This window comes from Streptomyces sp. SD15 (genome assembly GCF_054462255.1).
The window spans coordinates 19763-39259 of sequence record NZ_JBTLMO010000032.1; the positions used below are offsets into that span (position 1 = coordinate 19763).

Sequence of the window (19497 nt, forward strand, 5' to 3'; positions counted from 1 at the left end):
TTCAATGCGGAGTTGCTATGAGCGATAAGCGCTCAGTCCTGTTCGTATTCCTAAGGGGTTTCGTAGCGCTTGTCGTACTCGGCAGTATGGCGGCCCTACCGGCCTCAGTTTCCAACGCGGCGTCGGTGCCGGACGTGCCGTTCGCCGTGAAGGCACTGTCCACCAACGGCCGGGTGAACCCGCTGGGCATCGGCGGTGAGGACCCGGTCTTCGGCTGGCAGTTGGCGTCGACCAGGCGGGCGACATCACAGAAGGCCTACGAGATCCAGGTCGGCCGCACGCAAGGGTCTGCTGACGTGTGGTCGTCCGGGAAGGTGGCGTCCGACCGCCAGGTCGGCGTGCAGTACGGCGGTTCTGACCTCGAGGCGGCCACCCGTTACTACTGGCGCGTTCGTGCCTGGGACGACAAGGGAGTCGCCAGTCCGTGGAGTGCGCATGCGTACTTCGAGTCGGGCCTGCTGGGCCCCGGCGACTGGGACGGTGCCCAGTGGATCACTCGTCCTGTGGCTGCGAGTGAGCTGGACAGGTGGACCGACTACACCGCCACGGTCGAGTTCAAGCTCGACAGCGCTGCCTTCGGCATGTTCTTGCGTGCCCCCGATGTGAGCAACGGGTACATGTGGCAGTTCAACGTGACGGGCCCGAACCCGATGTTGAGGCTGCACAAGCAGATCAAGGGCAACTACACCGTGGTTCAGCAGGTGGATCTCGCGCCCTACGGCTTCACCAACGCAGGTCTCCTCGCCGGCCGACACACCGTCCGCTACGACGCGGTGGGCACCACCATCAAGACGACCCTCGACGGCAAGCTGGTCGACACCTTCACGGACACCACGTTCACGAAGGGCTACATCGGTTTCCGCACACACGCGTGTTGCGGCGAACGGGGAACGGTCTACGACGCCGTCGTGACCAGCGCCGACGGCGGCACGCTGCTCAACACCGACTTCGTGTCCGGACGGAACCCGTTCATCGGCGGTGAGATCGTCGACTCCGCCCTCGTGGTGTCGGGCACCACGGACGCCCTCTACGAACCCGCGGCCCGGCCACTGCCGCTGCTGCGCAAGGACTTCGCGACCAAGGCCGGCAAGGAGGTCGCCTCGGCGCGGGTCTACGCATCGGCACTCGGCCTCTACGAGCTGGAGATCAACGGCAGGCCGGTCGGCGACCAGGTGCTTGCCCCGGGCTGGACGAACTACCACAAGCGCCTCCAGTCCCAGACCTATGACGTGACGAAGCTGCTCGACGACGGCGACAACGCGATCGGCGCGTCCCTGGCGGACGGTTGGTGGGCCGGTAAGGTCGGGCTCGGCTGGAGCCGCCAGTACGGTGACACCCCCGCTCTCGTGGCGAAGATGCACATCACCTACACCGACGGGTCGGACCAGTGGATCGCCACGGACGGTTCGTGGCAGGCGGCGGACGGCCCCTACGTCAAGGCCGACCTGCAGGACGGCGAGACCTATGACGCCCGTATGGAGCCGTCGGGCTGGAGCCGGCCGGGATTCGACGACGCGAAGTGGGAGCCCGCCGCGAGCCTGGAGTCCCGGACCGCGCTCCTGGTCCCGCAGAGCGACGAGCCTGTGCGCCAGACCGAAGTGCTCAAGGCCCAGAAGATGACCGAGCCCACCGCCGGGACCTACGTCTACGACCTCGGTCAGAACATGGTCGGCGTGTCGCGGCTGACTCTGACCGGCTCCGCCGGCCAGACGGTCAAGATCCGCTACGCGGAGGTGCTCAACAAGAACGGCACCCTCTACACCGACAACTTCCGCAGTGCTCGGGTCACCGACCGCTACGTCTTCGGCGAATCCGGAACGGTGACCTACGAGCCCACCTTCACCCAGCACGGCTTCCGCTACATCGAGATCACCGGGGTGAACGAGTCTCCCGCGCTTTCCGACGTCAAGGGCGTCGTGTGGGGATCCGACCTCCCCACCACCGGCACGTTGAAGACCTCGGACACCATGCTCAACCAACTGGTGAGCAACATCTCATGGAGCCAGCGGGGCAACTTCCTCTCCATCCCCACCGACACCCCGGCTCGCGACGAACGCCTGGGGTGGACGGGAGACATCAGCTTGTTCGCGCCGACGGCCAACTACCTTGTCGACACCCGCGCGTTCCTGTCCCACTGGATGGCGGACGTGCGCAACTCGCAGTACGCCAACGGTGACCTGCCGGCGGTCGTGCCGACCCCTCAGGGCCAGTTCGGCGACAGCGGTGTCGGATGGTCCGACGTGATGATCACCGTGCCCTACCACGTGTGGCGCTCCTACGACGACACCCGCATCCTGCGGGAGAACTACCCCGCCATGCAGAAGTTCTTCCAGTTCGTGCGCAACAGCGCCGGACCGGACCTTCTCGAGCCCGGCCGCACCGCGTTCTTCACCAACGACTGGCTGCACTTGGACGACCCGACCGAGCAGGGCATCCTGGGCACGGCCTACTACGCCGAGAACGCCCGCATGATGGCGGAGACGGCCACGGCCCTGGGCGATGAAGCGGCGGCGTCCGACTACAGCAAGCTCTCCGCTGACATCCGCGACGCCTTCACCAAGGCGTACGTCGCGGCTGACGGCACCGTCAAGGGCAACTCGCAGACCGGATACGCGCTGGCCCTCGGCATGGACCTGATCTCGGATCCGGCACTGGTCGAGAAGGCCGGCGAGAAGTTCATGGCCAAACTGGCGCTCACCGACTACCACCTCAGGACCGGCTTCATCGGCACACCGCTGCTGCTGCCCGCGTTGAGCAGGATCGGCCGGGACGACCTGGCCTACAAGATGCTGCTGCACAAGGACTACCCGTCCTGGGGCTACGAGGTCGTCAACGGAGCCACCACCATGTGGGAGCGCTGGAATTCGATCATGCCCGACGGCAGCTTCGGCCCGGTCGACATGAACTCCTTCAACCACTACGCCTACGGCGCCGTGGGTGACTGGATGTTCCAGAACATCGGCGGCCTCTCAGCGATCGACCCCGGCTACAAGCGCTCCCGGATCGCGCCGGTGCCCGGCGGAGACCTGACGAAGGGCTCCGGAAGCCTCAAGACCGTCTACGGCTGTCTGTCGTCGAAGTGGAGCACCCACAACGGTGCTTTCGACCTGAAGGTGACGGTGCCGGTCAACACCGTCGCGGAGGTCCACGTGCCGACGAAGAACCGCTGGGCGGTCACCGAGGGCGGCCGGCCGGCCGACGCCGCCAAGGGTGTCCGGTTCCTCCGCATGGAGGACGGGACAGCCGTGTTCGAGGTCGGGTCGGGGTCCTACAGCTTCGGCGTCGACACCGTCCTCGGCGGCCTCGGCGAGTCCAAGGAGGCAGCCGGAGAGCTGCGTGAGCTGGTGGCAAGCCTGGACGCTCCGGGCGCGCCGACGGCAAGCGAGAAGGCCCGACAGGTCCAGACCTCCGTCAAGGCCGCTTGGACCGCCTACGTTGCGGGTGGCGCGCAGAGCATCGACGAACACGTGGATCGGGCCCGGGCACGTCTGGGTGACATCAGTGACTGGACCGCTCGGCAGGTTGATAAGGGAACGCTGACAGCTTCCCAGGAAGCGGCGCTGCAAGCGCTCATCGCCCGCGTCGAGAGGGGCCTGTGACTGACGGTGCAGTTTGTCCATGAACGCAGCTGGGACGGCGGCTGCCTCTCAGCCGCACAGGAGTCGCTGGAAGGCCTGGCACAGGTCCTGGTCTGACTAGCCTCGGGTGGTCGAACAGGCGGAGGTGACCGAGGGGCGGCGGCGTGGAGGAGGAGACCTGGCATGCGGTGGGCGATGTCTGCCTCGTATCGCCGAACGTGCCAGACCTCCGATAGTTTGTCGCTCCTCTGGTCAGGCGGAACGTGGTCCCAGGCTTGGCCCGGAAGCGGGCCCTGAGCGCTCCGGGCCAGGTCATACGGAGGGACTAGCCGGCGGGGCGACCGGTGTGGACATGATCCGGGGCTCCCGGGAGCAGTCAGCCCTTTGCTGAATGCCGCCGATCCCTGCCGGCGCCCGAATGCGATTGATATGAACAGGTGCCCACTCACGTTCGGCGCGGTGGCCACGGTCCTCGCACGCTGTTCAGCTGCCAGCCGCGCGGCGAGGCCGCGTTTCTCCGGCAGCGCTGAACCCCTCCTGAAGGGATCACGCCCGGAGCCACAGCCGGATAGCGGCTGTGGTGACGGTGCCGTGAAAGACGTAGGCGCGTTTGTCGTAGCGCAGAAGCCCAGAACGGGACTTGTGGAGAACCCTGCGCCCGGAGACGGGCACGCCGGGTTCGGGAGGCGGCTCGGGGAAACCCACCGATGGAGACATCGGCAGGGCGCCCCGATTCGACCTCACCGACGGCACGGTGGTTCTTGAGCCGGTTGATGGTGCGCTCGACTTCGTTGCGGCGTTTGTAGAGCTCGCGGTCGAAGTCGGTGGGCCGGCCGCCGTTGCTGCCACGGCGCCGGCGGTTGGCCCGCTGGTTTTTCGGTTCGCGGATCGTGTGCTTGATCTGGCGTCTTCGCAGGTAGCGGCGGTTACGGCGGGAGCTGTATGCCCTGTCGCCGCCCAGGTGCTCCGGCCGGGTCCGCGGCCGACCACCTGCTGGCCGGGGTACTCGGATCCGCCGGAGGACATCGATCATCTGCGGTGCGTCGCCCCACTGGCCCGGGGTGATGAGGAATGCCAGCGGGCGGCATCCGCCTTCACCAGCGAGGTGCATTTTGCAGGTCAGACCGCCCCGGGACCGTCCGAGTCCCTCGTCAGGGCGGTGACGCCGGGGCGTGATCCTTTTTCGGGACGCGGGGTGCCTCTTTGCGTGCTCCTGCCGCATGCTGATGGGCACGACGGGACGTCGAGTCGACACTCACCATGCTCCAGTCCAGGCGGCCGGCCAGATCTGCGTCCGCCTGGACGGCACAAAGGATCCGGTCCCACGTGCCGTGCGCCGACCACCGCCGATGACGCTCGTACACGGTCTTCCAACTGCCGAAACGCTCCGGAAGATCCCGCCGCGGTATGCCAGTTCGAACCCTGAAGAAGATCCCGTTGACCACCTTCCGATGGTCGATCCACCGCCCGCCGCGCTGTCCGGCAACCGGCAGATAGGGCTCCAGCCGCACCCACTCCGCATTCGTCAGATCGCCCCGCCCCATGCCCTCAACAACGACGAGGCAATCAGACAGTCGCATGATCCGCCGGACAGAACCTAGTGCCAACTAAAAATCTTCGTCACACTGCTGGTGTGAAGGCCTTTCAGGCAGGTGACCCGGGGCTCTTCGGGCCCTCCTCGGTGACCTGGCAGATGCACGGCGACCCCATGATGTGGGTCGCCGGGATCCGTGCGCTCTACCTCCAGGCCCTGCACCCGCGCGCGGTGCGCGGAGTCATGCAGAATTCTGACTTCCGGCGCGACGCCTGGGGCCGCCTGATGCGGACCGCGACCTTCGTGGGGACGACGACGTACGGAACCAGTGAGGCCGCTGAGAAAGCCGGGGCGCGCGTACGAAAGATTCACAGCATGCTCACGGCGACGGACCCGGACACGGGGGAGCGGTACGGGGTCGACGAGCCGGAGCTGCTGCTGTGGGTGCACTGCGCGGAGATCGACTCCTATCTGCACGTGCTGCGGCGCTCGGGGTTCCCTCTCACGGACGCGCAGGCCGATCGCTATATCGGTGAACACCGCGTCAGCGCACGGCTGGTGGGGCTCGACCAGGACGTCGTACCTGCCGACCAGGGCCAACTCGCCGCGTATTTCGAGAAGGTGCTGCCGGAGCTGGCCGCGGGAACCGAGGCGCGGGACGTGGACGACTTCCTGCTGCGCCCGCCGACCCATCCGTTGCTCGTGCCGGCGCGCGCCCTGCTGTGGCGGCGCGTGGCGCATCTGGCGTACGCCGCTCTGCCGCCGTACGCCCACGAGTTGTACGGCAGACCGGCTCCGCCGCCCCCCCGCGGTGACCCGGCGCCTGCGTGCCACGGGCACCTTGCTGCGCTGTGTTCCCGCACGTCTTCGCTGGCAACTCCCTCCCAAACATATTCTGCGGGCCATGTCACGGCTCGGCCCCGGCTCCCGCCCGGCGCCATACAAAGTCGGCAGATAACTCGCCATACTGGACGGGCCAGGGGAGGGCGCGGCGAGCAGCGACGGGGGCGATCGCACGAGATGGCGGAGACGAGGCTGATCCAGAGCCGGTACCGGCTGCTCGATCTGATCGGGCGGGGCGGTATGGGTGAGGTGTGGCGCGCCCGTGACGAGTCGCTGGGGCGGCAGGTGGCCGTGAAGTGTCTCAAGCCGCTCGGTCCCCATCATGATCAGTCCTTCACCCGTGTCCTGAGGGAGCGGTTTCGGCGCGAGGCCCGGGTGGCCGCCGCGCTCCAGCACCGCGGCGTGACCGTGGTGCACGACTTCGGCGAGTCCGACGGCGTGCTGTATCTGGTGATGGAGCTGCTGGAGGGGCGCAACCTGAGCCAGCTCCTGGAGGACAACAAGCAGCATCCGTTACCGGTCGCCGATGTCGTCGAGATCGCCGACCAGGTGTCCGCCGCCCTTGCCTACACCCATCAACAGGGCATTGTGCACCGGGACTTGAAGCCCGCGAACATCATGCGGCTCGGCGACGGCACGGTGAAGATCTGCGACTTCGGCATAGCGCGCCTCGGCCACGACATCGGTTTCACCTCCCGGCTGACCGGCACCGGCATCGCGATGGGTACCCCGCACTACATGTCGCCGGAGCAGATCGGCGGCGCCCAGGTCGATCAGCGCAGCGACCTGTACTCGTTCGGATGTGTGCTCTATGAAATTGCCACCGGGGTACCGCCGTTCGACCTCGACGACGCGTGGGCGATCCTCATCGGGCACCGTGACACGCCGCCCGAGCCACCGCGCCACCACCGCGCCGAACTTCCCGAGTACTTCGAGCGGATCATCCTGGACCTGCTGGCCAAGGAGCCGGAGCAGCGCCCGCAGGACGCGCGTGAACTGGGCCACCGGATCGGTGCGGTCCGTACGGCTGCGGTCTACGTGCCCACCGTCGTCGCCCCCGTCGTGGGCCAACCGGACCAGGAGCGACGGGCCTTGGCGTCGTCGACGCAGGCGCCGCCGTCGCGCGAGCCCGGACCGCCCCCGCGTGAGCCCCTGCCGCCGTCGCGTGAGCCCCGGCTGCCCTCCTGGACCCGGGGCATGACCACCGGCCACAAGGCGACCGGCACGGGATTGCGCGTCACTCCGCCGGACGCCGCGGCGGGCCTGACCGGTGACTGGATCGCCCGCCCGTCCGTCGCGGGCCCCGAGGCGCCGGAGCGTTTCGAACGCTCCGCCCCCGCACCGGAGTTGATCACCACGCTTACGGGTCGGCACAACGCCGGACTGAGCCTGGGGCGGCTGGGCCGGTGGGCCGAGGCGGGCGAGGTGCACCGCGCGGTCGCCGCCGAACGCGAACACGCCCTCGGCCCGGATCACCCCGACACGCTCGCCAGCCGTTACGAGGTCGGCTTCACGCTCAGCCGCACCGGGCGCCCCGCCGACGCCCTGCGCGAGTACGCCCATGTCGCCCGGACCAGGGAGCGGGTGCTCGGCCCCGACCACCCCGACACCCTGGCCGCCCGTCAGGAAGTGGCGTATGTGCTGGGCCAGTTGGGCCGCCACTTCGAGGCGCACCAGGCGTACACGTCCGTGCTCGCCGCCCGGGAGCGCGCCATGGGGCCCGACCATCCGGACACCCTGCGCTGCCGCCACAACCTCGCCTTCAATCTGAGCAGGCTGGGACGCCTGGAGGACTCGTACCGGATGGCCGACGAGGTCGCCGCCGCCCGTGCCCGGGTGCTCGGCGCGACCCACCCCGACACACTCGTCACGCGGTACGAAGTCGCGTACGCACTCGGGCAGTTGGGGCGCTGGCCCGAGGCGCTGCACACCTATCGGGAGGTGGCCGAGGCGCGTGCGCAGGCGCTCGGCCCCGACCACCCGGACACGCTCTCCGCCCGCTACGAGGTCGGCATCAGCCTCGGCCGGCTCGGCCGCAGCGCGCAGGCCCTGGAGCTGTACCGGGACCTGATCGACGACCGCACCCGGGTGTACGGCCCCGCCCATCCCGAGACCCTGCGCGCCCGGCACGGACTTGGCGTCAACCTCGGCCGGATGGGGCGCTGGGAGGAGGCGCTCGCCGAGTCCCGCGACGTGGGCGCGATCCGCGAGCGCGTCCTCGGCGCCGATCACCCGGACACCCTCGTCAGCCGCCGCGAGGTCGCGGTCGGCCTCGGCTGGCTGGGCCGCTGGGCCGACGCCCTCACCGAGTACCGGAGCGTCGCCGCCGCCCGCGAGCGCGTCCTCGGGGCCGACCATCCCGACGCCCTGGCCAGCCGAAATGACGAAGCCCACTGCCTGGAGCAGCTGGGGCGCGGCCAGGAGGCGGTCGAGCTCTACCGGAGGGTGGCGGCGCTGCAGCAGCAGCGGGCCGAACGGCGCTGAGGGCCACCGGAAGGGGAGCCCCCGCCCCATCCGGGTGCCCGCCGCCTGCCGCGCACCTCTGGCCGTCCTAGATCATCGCGTGTTACCAAGAACCATGCCTGCACACGAGGGATACGACGCCGTGATCGTCGGCGGGGGCCACAACGGCCTCGTCGCCGCCGCCTACCTGGCCCGGGCCGGACGGTCCGTGCTGGTGCTCGAGCGCCTGGGGAACACCGGCGGCGCCGCCGTGTCCACCCGGCCGTTCGCCGGGGTCGACGCGCGGCTGTCGCGCTACTCGTACCTGGTCAGCCTGCTGCCCCGGAAGATCGTGCGGGATCTGAGCCTCGACTTCCGGGTCCGCGGACGCACGGTGTCCTCGTACACGCCCGTGGAGCGCGACGGACGGCCCACCGGACTGCTCGTCGGGGGCGGCGAGCGACGCACCCGGCAGGCGTTCGGGCAGCTGACCGGATCGGACCGCGAGTACGAGGCCTGGCGGACCTTCTACGGCATGACCGGCCGGGTCGCGCAGCGGGTCTTCCCGACGCTCACCGAGCCGCTCCCCACGCGCGAGGAGCTGCGTGGCCGTGTCGACGACGAGCAAGCCTGGCGGGCGCTCTTCGAGGAGCCGGTCGGCGTCGCCGTCGAGAAGTACTTCGCCGACGATCTCGTACGAGGTGTCGTCCTCACCGACGCCCTCATCGGCACCTTCGCGGACGCCCACGACCCGTCCCTGCGGCAGAACCGCTGCTTCCTCTACCACGTGATCGGCGGCGGCACCGGCGCCTGGGACGTCCCGGTCGGCGGCATGGGAGCCCTCACGGACGCGATCGCCGCGGCGGCGCGGGGCGCGGGCGCGGTGATCGCCACCGGCCATGAGGCGGTACACATCGAAACCGACGGACGGTCCGCCGAGGTCACCTACCGGACCGCGGACGCGGAGGGCGTGGTCGAGGCCCGGCACGTCCTCGTGAACGCCTCGCCGCAGGAGCTGGCGACCCTCACCGGCGACGAGCCGCCCGCCCCCGCCGAGGGCGCCCAGCTCAAGGTGAACATGCTGCTCAAGCGGTTGCCGAAGCTGCGCGACAGCTCCGTCAACCCGCGCGAGGCGTTCTCCGGGACCTTCCACGTCGCCGAGGGCTACGAACAGTTGGCGACGGCCCACGCGCAGGCCTCGGCCGGTGAACTGCCCACCGCGCCGCCCTCCGAGATCTACTGCCACTCGCTCACCGACCCCAGCATCCTCGGCCGGGACCTGGTCGAGCAGGGCTACCAGACCCTCACCCTCTTCGGCCTGCACACACCCGCCCGGCTCTTCGCACGCGACCACGACGCCGTCCGCGACGAGCTGCTGAGGTCGACCGTGGCGCAGCTCGACGCGCACCTCGTCGAACCGCTCGCCGACTGCCTGGCCATCGACGCGGACGGCCGCCCGTGCATCGAGGCGAAAACCCCGCTCGACCTGGAACGCGACCTGCGCCTGCCCGGCGGCAACATCTTCCACCGCGACCTCGCCTTCCCGTACGCGCAGGAGGGCACGGGCCGCTGGGGCGTCGAGACCCGGCACGCGAACATCCTGCTGTGCGGGGCGGGCGCGGTGCGCGGCGGCGGGGTGAGCGGGGTGCCCGGGCACAACGCGGCCATGGCCGTGCTGGAGGACGGCGCGAGGGGACGCTGAGGGCCGTCCGAAGCTGCAAGTTATCTGACGGAGCATCAGAAAAAGCCTTCCCTCGTCCCGAGGACTGCGGCATTCTGCGGCCATGCAGACGGAGCTGAGCAAGGAACTGGGAGTCGAGCACGCCATTTTCGGCTTCACGCCGTTTCCCGCCGTCGCCGCGGCCATCAGCCGGGCGGGCGGGTTCGGCGTGCTCGGCGCGGTCCGCTACACCTCTCCCGACGACCTCAAGCGCGACCTCGACTGGATCGAGGCGCACGTCGACGGCAAGCCCTACGGCCTGGACGTCGTGATGCCCGCCAAGAAGGTCGAGGGCGTGAGTGAGGCGGACGTCGAGGCCATGATTCCCGAGGGGCACCGGCAGTACGTCAAGGACACCCTCGCCAAGTACGGTGTGCCGGAACTCGCCGAGGGGGAGGCGTCCGGGTGGCGCATCACCGGGTGGATGGAGCAGGTCGCCCGCACCCAGCTCGACGTCGCCTTCGACTATCCGATCAAGCTGCTCGCCAACGCGCTGGGCTCACCGCCCGTCGACGTCGTCCAGCGCGCACATGAGCAGGGGGTGCTGGTCGCGGCCCTCGCGGGCAGCGCCCGGCACGCGCGCAAGCACGCGGAGGCGGGCATCGACATCGTCGTCGCGCAGGGCTACGAGGCGGGCGGCCACACCGGGGAGATCGCATCAATGGTGCTCACTCCCGAGGTCGTGGACGCCGTCGACCCGCTGCCCGTACTGGCGGCGGGCGGCATCGGCAGCGGTCAGCAGGTGGCCGCCGCGCTCAGCCTCGGCGCCCAAGGCGTGTGGCTCGGCTCCATATGGCTGACCGTCACCGAGGCCGACATGCACTCGCCCGCCGTGACGCGGAAGCTGCTCGCCGCCGGGTCCGGTGACACCGTCCGCTCGCGCGCCCTGACCGGCAAGCCGGCGCGTCAACTGCGTACCGAGTGGACCGACGCCTGGGACGACCCGAACGGCCCCGGCACGCTCCCCATGCCGCTCCAAGGGCTGCTGGTGGCCGAGGCGGTCTCCCGTATCCAGAAGTACGAGGTGGAGCCGCTGCTCGGGACACCCGTCGGGCAGATCGTCGGCCGGATGAACAGCGAACGCAGCGTCCAGGCCGTCTTCGACGAACTGACCCGGGGCTTCGAGAGCGCCGTCGACCGCATCAACCGGATCGCGGGAAGGAGCGCCCGGTCATGAGCACATCGCCGAACGGCTTCTGGGCCCAGGCCACCGCCGACCCCGAGCGGACGGTCCTCATCACCCCGGACGGGGACGAGTGGACCGCGGGACGCCTGCACGCCTCGGCCAACCGACTGGTCCACGGGCTGCGCGCCGCGGGGCTCGAGCGCGGCGACGCCTTCGCGGTCGTGCTGCCCAACGGCGTCGAGTTCTTCGTCGCGTACCTCGCCGCCGCGCAGGCCGGCTTCTACCTCGTGCCCGTCAACCACCACCTTGTCGGCCCCGAGATCGCCTGGATCGTCGCGGACTCGGGTGCCAAGGTGCTCATCGCCCACGAACGGTTCGCCGACGCGGCGCGCCCTGCCGCCGACGAGGCGAAGCTCCCCGCGGCACAGCGGTACGCGGTCGGCGAGATGGCGGGCTTTCGACCGTACGCCGAACTCCTCGACGGGCAGCCCGAGTCGGCGCCCGCCGACCGCACCCTCGGCTGGGTCATGAACTACACCTCGGGCACCACAGGACGCCCGCGCGGCATCCGGCGTCCGCTGCCCGGCAAGCTCCCCGAGGAGGCGTACCTCGGCGGCTTCCTCGGCATCTTCGGCATCAAGCCGTTCGACGACCATGTGCACCTCGTCTGCTCACCGCTCTACCACACCGCCGTCCTCCAATTCGCGGGCGCTTCCCTGCACATCGGCCACCGCCTGGTGCTGATGGACAAGTGGACGCCCGAGGAGATGCTCCGCGTCATCGACGCCCACGCGTGCACGCACACCCACATGGTGCCGACCCAGTTCCACCGCCTGCTCGCGCTGCCGGACGAGGTGAAGGCGCGCTACGACGTGTCGTCGATGCGGCACGCCATCCATGGCGCCGCCCCCTGCCCGGACCATGTGAAACGGGCCATGATCGAGTGGTGGGGCGACAGCGTCGAGGAGTACTACGCGGCCAGCGAGGGTGGCGGAGCCTTCGCGACCACCGAGGACTGGCTGAAGAAACCCGGCACGGTCGGCAAGGCATGGCCCATCAGCGAACTCGCCGTCTTCGACGACGACGGCAACCGGCTGCCGCCCGGTGAACTCGGCACCGTCTACATGAAGATGAGCACCGGCGGATTCGCGTACCACAAGGACGAGACCAAGACGAGGAAGAACCGCATCGGCGACTACTTCACCGTCGGCGACCTGGGCTGTCTGGACGAGGACGGCTATCTCTTCCTCCGCGACCGCAAGATCGACATGATCATCTCGGGCGGGGTCAACATCTACCCGGCCGAGATCGAGGCCGCGCTGCTCACTCACCCCGCCGTCGCCGACGCGGCTGCCTTCGGCATCCCGCACGACGACTGGGGCGAGGAGGTCAAGGCCGTCGTCGAGCCCGCGCCCGGACACGAACCGGGAGCGACCCTCGCCGCGGACATCCTGGACCACTGCGCGCGGCAGCTCGCCGGGTACAAGCGCCCCAAGAGCGTCGACTTCATCGAGACGATGCCGCGCGACCCGAACGGAAAGCTGTACAAGCGGCGGCTGCGGGATCCGTACTGGGAGGGCCGCACCCGAGTGGTATGACGCGGGTCAGGGCGGCGACCTGTCATACGCCCCGAGAGTTGTTCGCCGGACAGCCCCAAGGCCCCCCATGGGTGCCGGAAACCGTGAACACTTTCCGCGAGAGTGTTCACGGTTTCCGAGGAGGGTCCCCCGGCGGCGGAGTCGTCAACAGCGCCCCCGAGGGGGGCGGGACCACATTCCTGCCGTCAGCGGTGTGCGCTCACGCGGATCACCCTCAGCCCCGGAGACGACAGGATGTCCTTCTCGCAGAAGCGGGACGTGACCCACTTCTCGCCCGAGAACAGCCGCGTCTGGTCGCTGTGGTGCGGCGCGTTCGGGTTCGACGACTGGGAGTACGTCAGCAGGGTGCGGGCGACCGGGCAGCGGCCGCCGTCCCAGCCGACGGCCTGGATGTACGACGACCCGGTGGTGACCTCGGTGTATCCGCCGGCCGCCGGGTTCCACACCGGCTCGACCTTGTTCCACACGCCGAGCGACTCCGTTCCGCCGGGCACGGGGATGCGCTGACCGCCCCGTACGACGAACTGGTTCGCGCCGAGCCGCCCGTCGAGCGCGATGCCCGACGTGCGCAACTCGATCACGGCGTCGGCGAGCGCCCTCGAGAAGCCCGGCGCTTCGGTGTTGAGCGTGTTCGGGGTGTGGACCGGGTCCGCCGCCGAGAACGGGACCTTCCAGAGCTGCGCGGCCGGGACCGCGGCCGTCACCTTCCGCCAGAACCGGTCGAACAGCAGAGCGCCCCGGCTGCCGGTGTTCATGGAGTGGTCCCATGCCCCCAGCACGCCGCACGCCTCGGACACATCGACGACCGTGCCATCACTGCTCGTTGCCGTGCCACCGGGCAGCGCGGCACACCCACGCGCCGCGTCGTCCGCGACGAGATCACCCGCGGGCACGCGGTTCGCGAACTGCTGCGCCTGAAGATCCCGTACGGTCAGACGGCCCTTGTCCGCCATCGCCGCCACGTCCTCGACCGCGCCGCGCGTGCGCAGGGAGCGCGGCGTTGCGATCGTGCCGAAGACCCGCTCGTACCCGGTCAACGGCCGGTCCGCGTTGGCCAGCCAGGCGCTGTCGTTGGAGTTCTCGGCGCGGGGGTCATCCCTGGGGAGAATCTGGGGAGTTCGAGGAGTGCTGGGGAGCGCGTGGGGAGAATCGACTGCGTAACACCACACGATCCTGAACGGCGCTGAAAGAGTCATCTGCGCAGTTCAGAGACGGACACGACCACATCACCGCAGGTCAGCAGGACCTAATGGGCAACTTCATGACATATATGCCGAGGTCATCGGCCTCGACAACACCTGGAAGCGAGCCCCCTCACGCAAGGGCGTGACATAGCGAGTCGCCGTGACTTCTGTCAATATCTTCCAAGGCTACACGGCCGGCAACCCTGCACATCCAAGGCGCTCCCAGGGAGTAACTCACCTTTCCGAGTCCCGACCAGTCAACACCGGGGAGTGAGTGACTCCAGGTACCGAGATCGCCCGGGCGAGGATACCGGGATGGCGGATCACCTGCTCGCGGGGATACGAATGGCAAGTCAGAGCTACTTCTGTAGCTCCATTCCAAGGTCTCCTCGCGCCTACCCTTTCAATTCCAAGGCCTATATCGGATCGAGTGCGGTCGCAGCACGGTCCGCAATCAGCCCTGGGGGAATCCGGGGAGTTTCGGCCAAAGGGTCATGGTCCGGCTGTCGCCGCTCCCCGTGATGCCGCTGACGATGACGACGACGAGCGGGACGGGTGGGGGCAGTGGGAGCCGACGGCCGGCCATGTGTGCCGCGCCAAGGCCGAGGCTGTTGGCGCCCCGGCGGTCACGCGCCCAGATCTGCCCAGAACTTCTCCAGGGCGCCGGCCGCGCCAGCAGGGTCCTGGAGCATCCACCAGTGGCCCAGGCCTTCGAGGGGCTCGAAGCGCGCGCGAAGAGTGGCGGCCACCACCTGTGAGGCAGGACCGTCGAACGGGTCGAGCGTCGGGTGGAGAACCAGGCCCGGAGCGCTGGTCGGTGACATCAGCTCCGTCCCCCAGTGTGCGTACGGATTGGGGGTCGCGGATCGGTACAGTGCGAGGATGGACGAGGCCATAGTCGCGTCAAAGCTCTCGCCCATTGCCTGGGTGTCGTCCTCGGGAGCGCCTGCGGCTCGCAGTTGTCCGGAGGCGCTGAGAGGACTCGCGGGGTCGGTGTCCTCCAGAGTGGTGGTCGCCCACGCCTCCCCCGATACCGGTGTCTGCCAGAGCTGTGCGATGTCATGCCATACGTAGGCAGGGTGAAGGATGCTGGCAACATCTACGGACCAACTGCGCAGAGTGACACGGGACCTGGCGGCGATCCGTGCCACCAGGAGGCCTCCCCAGTCGTGTCCCACGAGGTCGATCGGGCCATTGAGCTCGTGCAGTTCCCTCTCTATCCACTCCACGTACTCGTCCATGGACGAGCCGAATCCGTCGGGGAGGGGCGCACCGAATCCGGGAAGCCGCAGGGCGACCGAAGCGGTGCCCAGGCGGGCCCGCAGCCGGTTCCACAGATCACCGGTCTCGGGTACGCCGTGAACGAAGACTGCCGTCATGAAAATTCCTTCTTGTTCGGGAGGCGGCGGATGGCCGTGCGGGAGTGGCCCATCCGTGACTACGGCGGTATCGAGGAACAGGTTCACTAGACCTCACACGGTGGACGACACCCCGACGCGGGCCGGTTCACGGGTTCGCTCCGGCGCCCTGCCGCCATCACGCATACCGGCACGAATACCCCATGCGGCGGCAGCGCTGAACCGGATCGGCTCGGCGTGCGGAGGTACTGGCCCGGGCCCTGGGCCGTGTACCTGGTGTGGGCTTGGCTGAGGAACGGGGTACTGAACCGACGGCTGCTCCGTGCCGTAGGAACGCTGAGGCCTGCAACCGTGCAGGCCGTCGGCAATGAGAGGGAGCGCCCATGGCACAGCCCCGGTCGTCGGCGTTGACCGGCGAGTGCGGCCAGTAGTGAGTGGCGCGTCGCCTCGGCCTGCGCCGCGTCGATATCCACGCAACTGCCGATTCCCGGATGCGCCAGCTGCACCGGGTGGTTGATGCAGTCCTCGGTGATCAAGGCCGTGGTGCCGCCGCTGCGAGTTCTGCCCGGAGAACCGTCGATCCGGTGCCGGCGCGCAGGCGACCCGCGTGGCGCGGCCGGACACGGCGCGGACTCCTCGGGGTGACGGCGCCGATGAACGGACCTCGGCCGTCCATGTTCCACAGGCGGTACTCGGGACACCGAGTACCGGGTGGGCGCCGCTGCGGAGCCGTAGCGCCTCCGGTCGGCAGGAGGTCGTGGCGATCTGGACCGTGTCGCGGAGGGATACGGGGTGCTGGGCGCGCCCGGCCTGCCTGACGTGCCGTCAACACTCTCGCGAGCGGCGCTTCCGTACTGGCCGCTGGTGCGCTCCTCCTGGCCCACAGTCAATTCGTCATTACGCCTTCTCCCGTGTCTCAGCACGGAGTTGGCTGTGTTTGACTCATCTATTCGCTTGATGAATAGTGAGGGACGTGTCCAACTCACACATCCTTCTCGGACTGCTCGCGCCGCACCCCCTGCACGGGTACGAGCTGAAGCGAGCGCACGACACTCGCCTGCCCAGCGCACGGCCGCTGGCCTTCGGGCAGGTGTACGCGACGCTCAATCGACTCGTCCGCGACGGTCTGGCACGTGCGGCGGGCCACGACCGGGCCGGCGGTCCGGACCGCACGGCGTACGAAGTCACCGACGACGGTCGCCGGTTGCTGCTCGACTGGCTGGGTACGCCCGAACCTCCCGCTCCACACCTGTCGAGCGTCCTCCTCGCCAAGACGGTGGTCGCCCTGCTCGTCGCCGACGAGGCCGGTGCCCGCAGACACCTGTCGGGGCAAAGAGCCGCCCACCTGGCGCGCATGCGTGAACTGACAGCGCTGAAAACCACCCCGGGCTCGGCCGTTGCCGATGTACTCGCCGCCGACCTGGCGATCGCCCACCTCGACGCCGACTTGCGGTGGATGCAGACCGCAACGGACCGCGTCGCCGACCTGCGCCTGGAGGTGCACCGATGATGATCGAAACACGTGCCGTGACGAAGTCGTACGGTTCGAGCCCGGCTCTGCGCGGCGTGTCACTCGCACTGCGGCAAGGCGAGATCGTTGCCGTCACCGGCCCCAGCGGGTGCGGCAAGTCGACACTGCTGCACCTCATGGCCGGGATCCTGCGCCCGGACGGCGGGGAGGTCCTCTATCGCGGCGCCCGCATCGACAACATGGGCGAAGCCAGGCGCTCGCTGCTGCGGCGCACCGACTTCGGGGTGCTGTTCCAGTTCGGCCAGCTCGTGGTGGAACTTCCCGCGGTGGAGAACGTCGCACTGCCCCTGATGCTGGGCGGAACCGGTCGGCGGCAGGCGACGGTTCAGGCAGCAAACTGGCTCGACCGTCTCGGTGTCGCCGAGCTGGCCCAGCAGTTACCCGGGGAGATGTCCGGCGGCCAGCAGCAGCGGGTGGCGCTCGCCCGCGCCCTGGTGACGGGGCCGAAGGTGCTCTTCGCCGACGAACCCACCGGTGCGCTGGACACCCTCGCCGGGGAGATGGTCATGGGCCACATGGTCCGCGCGGCCCGCACCCAGGGCACCAGCGTCATGCTGGTCACCCACGATGCCACGGTCGCCGCCTACGCGGATCGCGAGATCCGCCTGCGCGACGGCATGCTGGAAAGCGACGACGACGCCTTGCTCGGCGCGCCCTGGGGACACTCCGGAGCCGGGGCGGAGAACGGCCGGTGAACCTGCTGACCACACTGCGCCTGTCGGTGGCGGGCAGCCGCTCGGATCACGTGCGCATCGCCTTGACCGCCCTCAGTTCGGCCCTCGGTACGGTGACGCTGCTCTGCGCCGCCGCGGTGATCGCCGTGCCTCCCGCCCTGGCGGTGCGCTACACCAACGAACTGCTCAACGAGAGCGGGCTGCGTCCGGGGGTCGCCCTCGCGATGGTGCTGCTGACCGTACCGGCCCTCGCCCTGGTCGCGCAGTGCAGCCGGCTCGGCGCGCCCGCGCGCGAGCACCGGCTGGCCGCGATCCGGATGGCCGGTGCGACACCACGTCAGATCATCAGCATCGTGGCCGTGGAGACGGGACTCGCGTCCCTCCCCGGAGCGGCGGCGGGATTCGCGGTGTTCCTCCTCGGCCGCGCCCTGCTCGACGCCCCCGACGCGCAGGGCCGCCGCCCCCTGCCCACGGATGTGCTGCCCCATGCCGCCGCCATGGCCGGCATCGCCCTGGGGGTCCCGCTGGCCGTCGCCGCACTGACCGTACTCACCCTGCGCAGGGCTGCCCGCACCCCCTTGGGCGTCGTCCGCAGGACCCGGCGCCGCAAGCCCCGTGTCACGCCCGGAGTGCTCATCGCGACCGGGCTCGGCGTCTGCGCACTGGTCGAGCCCGTGCACTCGTACTTCACCCGCAACCCGCGGGCCGACGACGCACCGTTGCTCATCACCGGGGGGCTGGTCGTCATCGGCGTCCTCGCCGTCGGCATCGGCGTCGTCACGGGCACGGGCTGGATCACGTACACCATCGGCCGCATCCTTCAACGGTACGCCCGCAAGCCCGCCGGACTTCTCGCAGGCCGCCGCATGACGGCCGATCCCTGGTCGGGCAGCCGTACCTTCTCCGCCATGCTCGTCGCGCTGGTCATCGGCTCGGCCGCGGCCGGCCTCGCCGCCCTGACGGTGGCCTCCGTCTCCGCGCAGCAGGAGAACACCCGCCGCTTCGCCGCACTGGTCGGCGAGCCGTACGAACCGGCGGGCACCGGCCTGTACGAACGGGCCTACGAACTCGTCGGATACGCCGCCCTGGTGGCCCTGGTGATCGCTGCCGCCGGACTGCTCGTGGCGCTCGCCGACACGGTCCTCGCCCAACGGCGCGCACTCGCCTCCCTGATCGCCACCGGAACGCCCCGACGCATTCTGGCCCGCGCGATCGGCTGGCAGACACTCGCTCCCGTCGCCCCGGCCGTGGGCCTCGCAGTACTGGCAGGCGTTCTGCTGCCCCGCTTCGCCGTCCCCGACGCGAGCGACACCGTGGACATGCAGACCTGGCGCTGCTCACCACTGCCGGGAGACGGCATCGGCGCCTGCGAGGACCAGGCCTACTCCCAGGCACACAGCGTCCTGGTCAGTGCGGAGAAAGTCCCCGTCATCGTGAACACGCCGTGGGATCAAGTGCTGATGCTCGCCGGAACAGCGATTACGGCAACCACGGTCGTCACCCTCGTCTCCCTGCTCTTCCTGCGCATGAGCACACGCGCCGGCGAACTGCGCACGGCCTGAGCTCCGGGAAACACGCCGGTCCGCCTTTCGTTCCGGAGGTTTGAACCAAGACCCGGCTTTCCGCGTAGCAAGCGATGCCACCGGTGCTACGCGCACCCCGGTCCCCGTCCCTCCGGCAAAGGAACGCAGACGTGCCCCACCAGCCCACCTCCGGATCTCCTCGCAAGGGGCTTCGGCTGCCTGACCGCGGCCGGCGTCGCCGGAGCCTCCCACGGCCTCCTCCGGACCCACGCCGACGACGTCAACAGCGTCCTCCGCGCCTTCCTCGGGAAGCAGCGCCACAAGAGCGGGGAGTGACCCGGCGCCCGTACTGTTGGCCGAGTCGTCCCAGAGCCAGGACCGGCGCG

Annotated in this window: 9 protein-coding genes and 4 pseudogenes; 9 read left to right on the forward strand and 4 right to left on the reverse strand. The window is 69.5% G+C overall.

The genetic code is table 11. The features are described 5' to 3' along the window. Positions 1-86: 86 nt before the first annotated feature. Entirely contained in the window at positions 87-3599 is a 3513-nt protein-coding gene (locus ACX28W_RS27890; protein ID WP_459002351.1) for a family 78 glycoside hydrolase catalytic domain, read from the forward strand. Positions 3600-4323: 724 nt separating this feature from the next. On the opposite strand, the pseudogene ACX28W_RS27895 reads toward ACX28W_RS27890, so the two are convergent. Then, positions 4324-5122, reverse strand: a pseudogene (locus tag ACX28W_RS27895) (IS5 family transposase); the annotation flags it as partial. Positions 5123-5271: 149 nt separating this feature from the next. Here ACX28W_RS27895 and ACX28W_RS27900 point away from each other — a divergent pair. The 5 genes and pseudogenes from ACX28W_RS27900 to ACX28W_RS27920 all read left to right on the forward strand — a co-directional run bounded on the left by ACX28W_RS27900 (position 5272) and on the right by ACX28W_RS27920 (position 12841). Then, positions 5272-6070 (forward strand): annotated as a pseudogene (locus tag ACX28W_RS27900) (oxygenase MpaB family protein). Between the two features lie 62 nt (positions 6071-6132). Continuing rightward, the gene (locus tag ACX28W_RS27905) at positions 6133-8439 is read left to right on the forward strand and encodes a serine/threonine-protein kinase (RefSeq protein WP_459002353.1); all 2307 of its coding nucleotides are present in this window, start codon (positions 6133-6135) and stop codon (positions 8437-8439) included. 94 nt (positions 8440-8533) lie between these two features. After that, entirely contained in the window at positions 8534-10099 is a 1566-nt protein-coding gene (locus ACX28W_RS27910) for a phytoene desaturase family protein (RefSeq protein WP_459002355.1), read from the forward strand. An 82-nt stretch (positions 10100-10181) separates the two neighbouring features. Next, positions 10182-11294, forward strand: a complete 1113-nt coding sequence (locus tag ACX28W_RS27915; RefSeq protein ID WP_459002357.1) for an NAD(P)H-dependent flavin oxidoreductase — start codon at positions 10182-10184, stop codon at positions 11292-11294. Beyond that, entirely contained in the window at positions 11291-12841 is a 1551-nt protein-coding gene (locus ACX28W_RS27920; protein WP_459002358.1) for an acyl-CoA synthetase, read from the forward strand. Before ACX28W_RS27915 ends, ACX28W_RS27920 begins: the two co-directional genes overlap by 4 nt. 185 nt (positions 12842-13026) lie before the next feature. Here ACX28W_RS27920 and ACX28W_RS27925 read toward each other — a convergent pair. The 3 genes and pseudogenes from ACX28W_RS27925 to ACX28W_RS27935 form a co-directional block, all read right to left on the reverse strand. Then, positions 13027-13941 (reverse strand): annotated as a pseudogene (locus ACX28W_RS27925) (penicillin acylase family protein); the annotation flags it as partial. Between the two features lie 157 nt (positions 13942-14098). Then, positions 14099-14202 (reverse strand): annotated as a pseudogene (locus tag ACX28W_RS27930) (HipA family kinase); the annotation flags it as partial. Positions 14203-14651: 449 nt separating this feature from the next. Next, the gene (locus tag ACX28W_RS27935; protein ID WP_459002359.1) at positions 14652-15404 is read right to left on the reverse strand and encodes an alpha/beta fold hydrolase; all 753 of its coding nucleotides are present in this window, start codon (positions 15402-15404) and stop codon (positions 14652-14654) included. Between the two features lie 952 nt (positions 15405-16356). Between ACX28W_RS27935 and ACX28W_RS27940 the strand changes: the two genes are divergently transcribed. From ACX28W_RS27940 to ACX28W_RS27950, 3 genes are read left to right on the forward strand one after another with little or no spacing between them, the layout of a single operon-like run. Continuing rightward, on the forward strand, positions 16357-16893 hold the full coding sequence (locus tag ACX28W_RS27940; RefSeq protein WP_459002361.1) for a PadR family transcriptional regulator: 537 nt from the start codon (positions 16357-16359) through the stop codon (positions 16891-16893). Then, positions 16890-17609: an ABC transporter ATP-binding protein gene (locus ACX28W_RS27945; protein ID WP_459002362.1), complete on the forward strand. Its 720-nt coding sequence runs from the start codon at positions 16890-16892 to the stop codon at positions 17607-17609. Before ACX28W_RS27940 ends, ACX28W_RS27945 begins: the two co-directional genes overlap by 4 nt. Beyond that, entirely contained in the window at positions 17606-19150 is a 1545-nt protein-coding gene (locus ACX28W_RS27950) for an FtsX-like permease family protein (protein WP_459002364.1), read from the forward strand. Before ACX28W_RS27945 ends, ACX28W_RS27950 begins: the two co-directional genes overlap by 4 nt. Positions 19151-19497 lie beyond the last annotated feature (347 nt).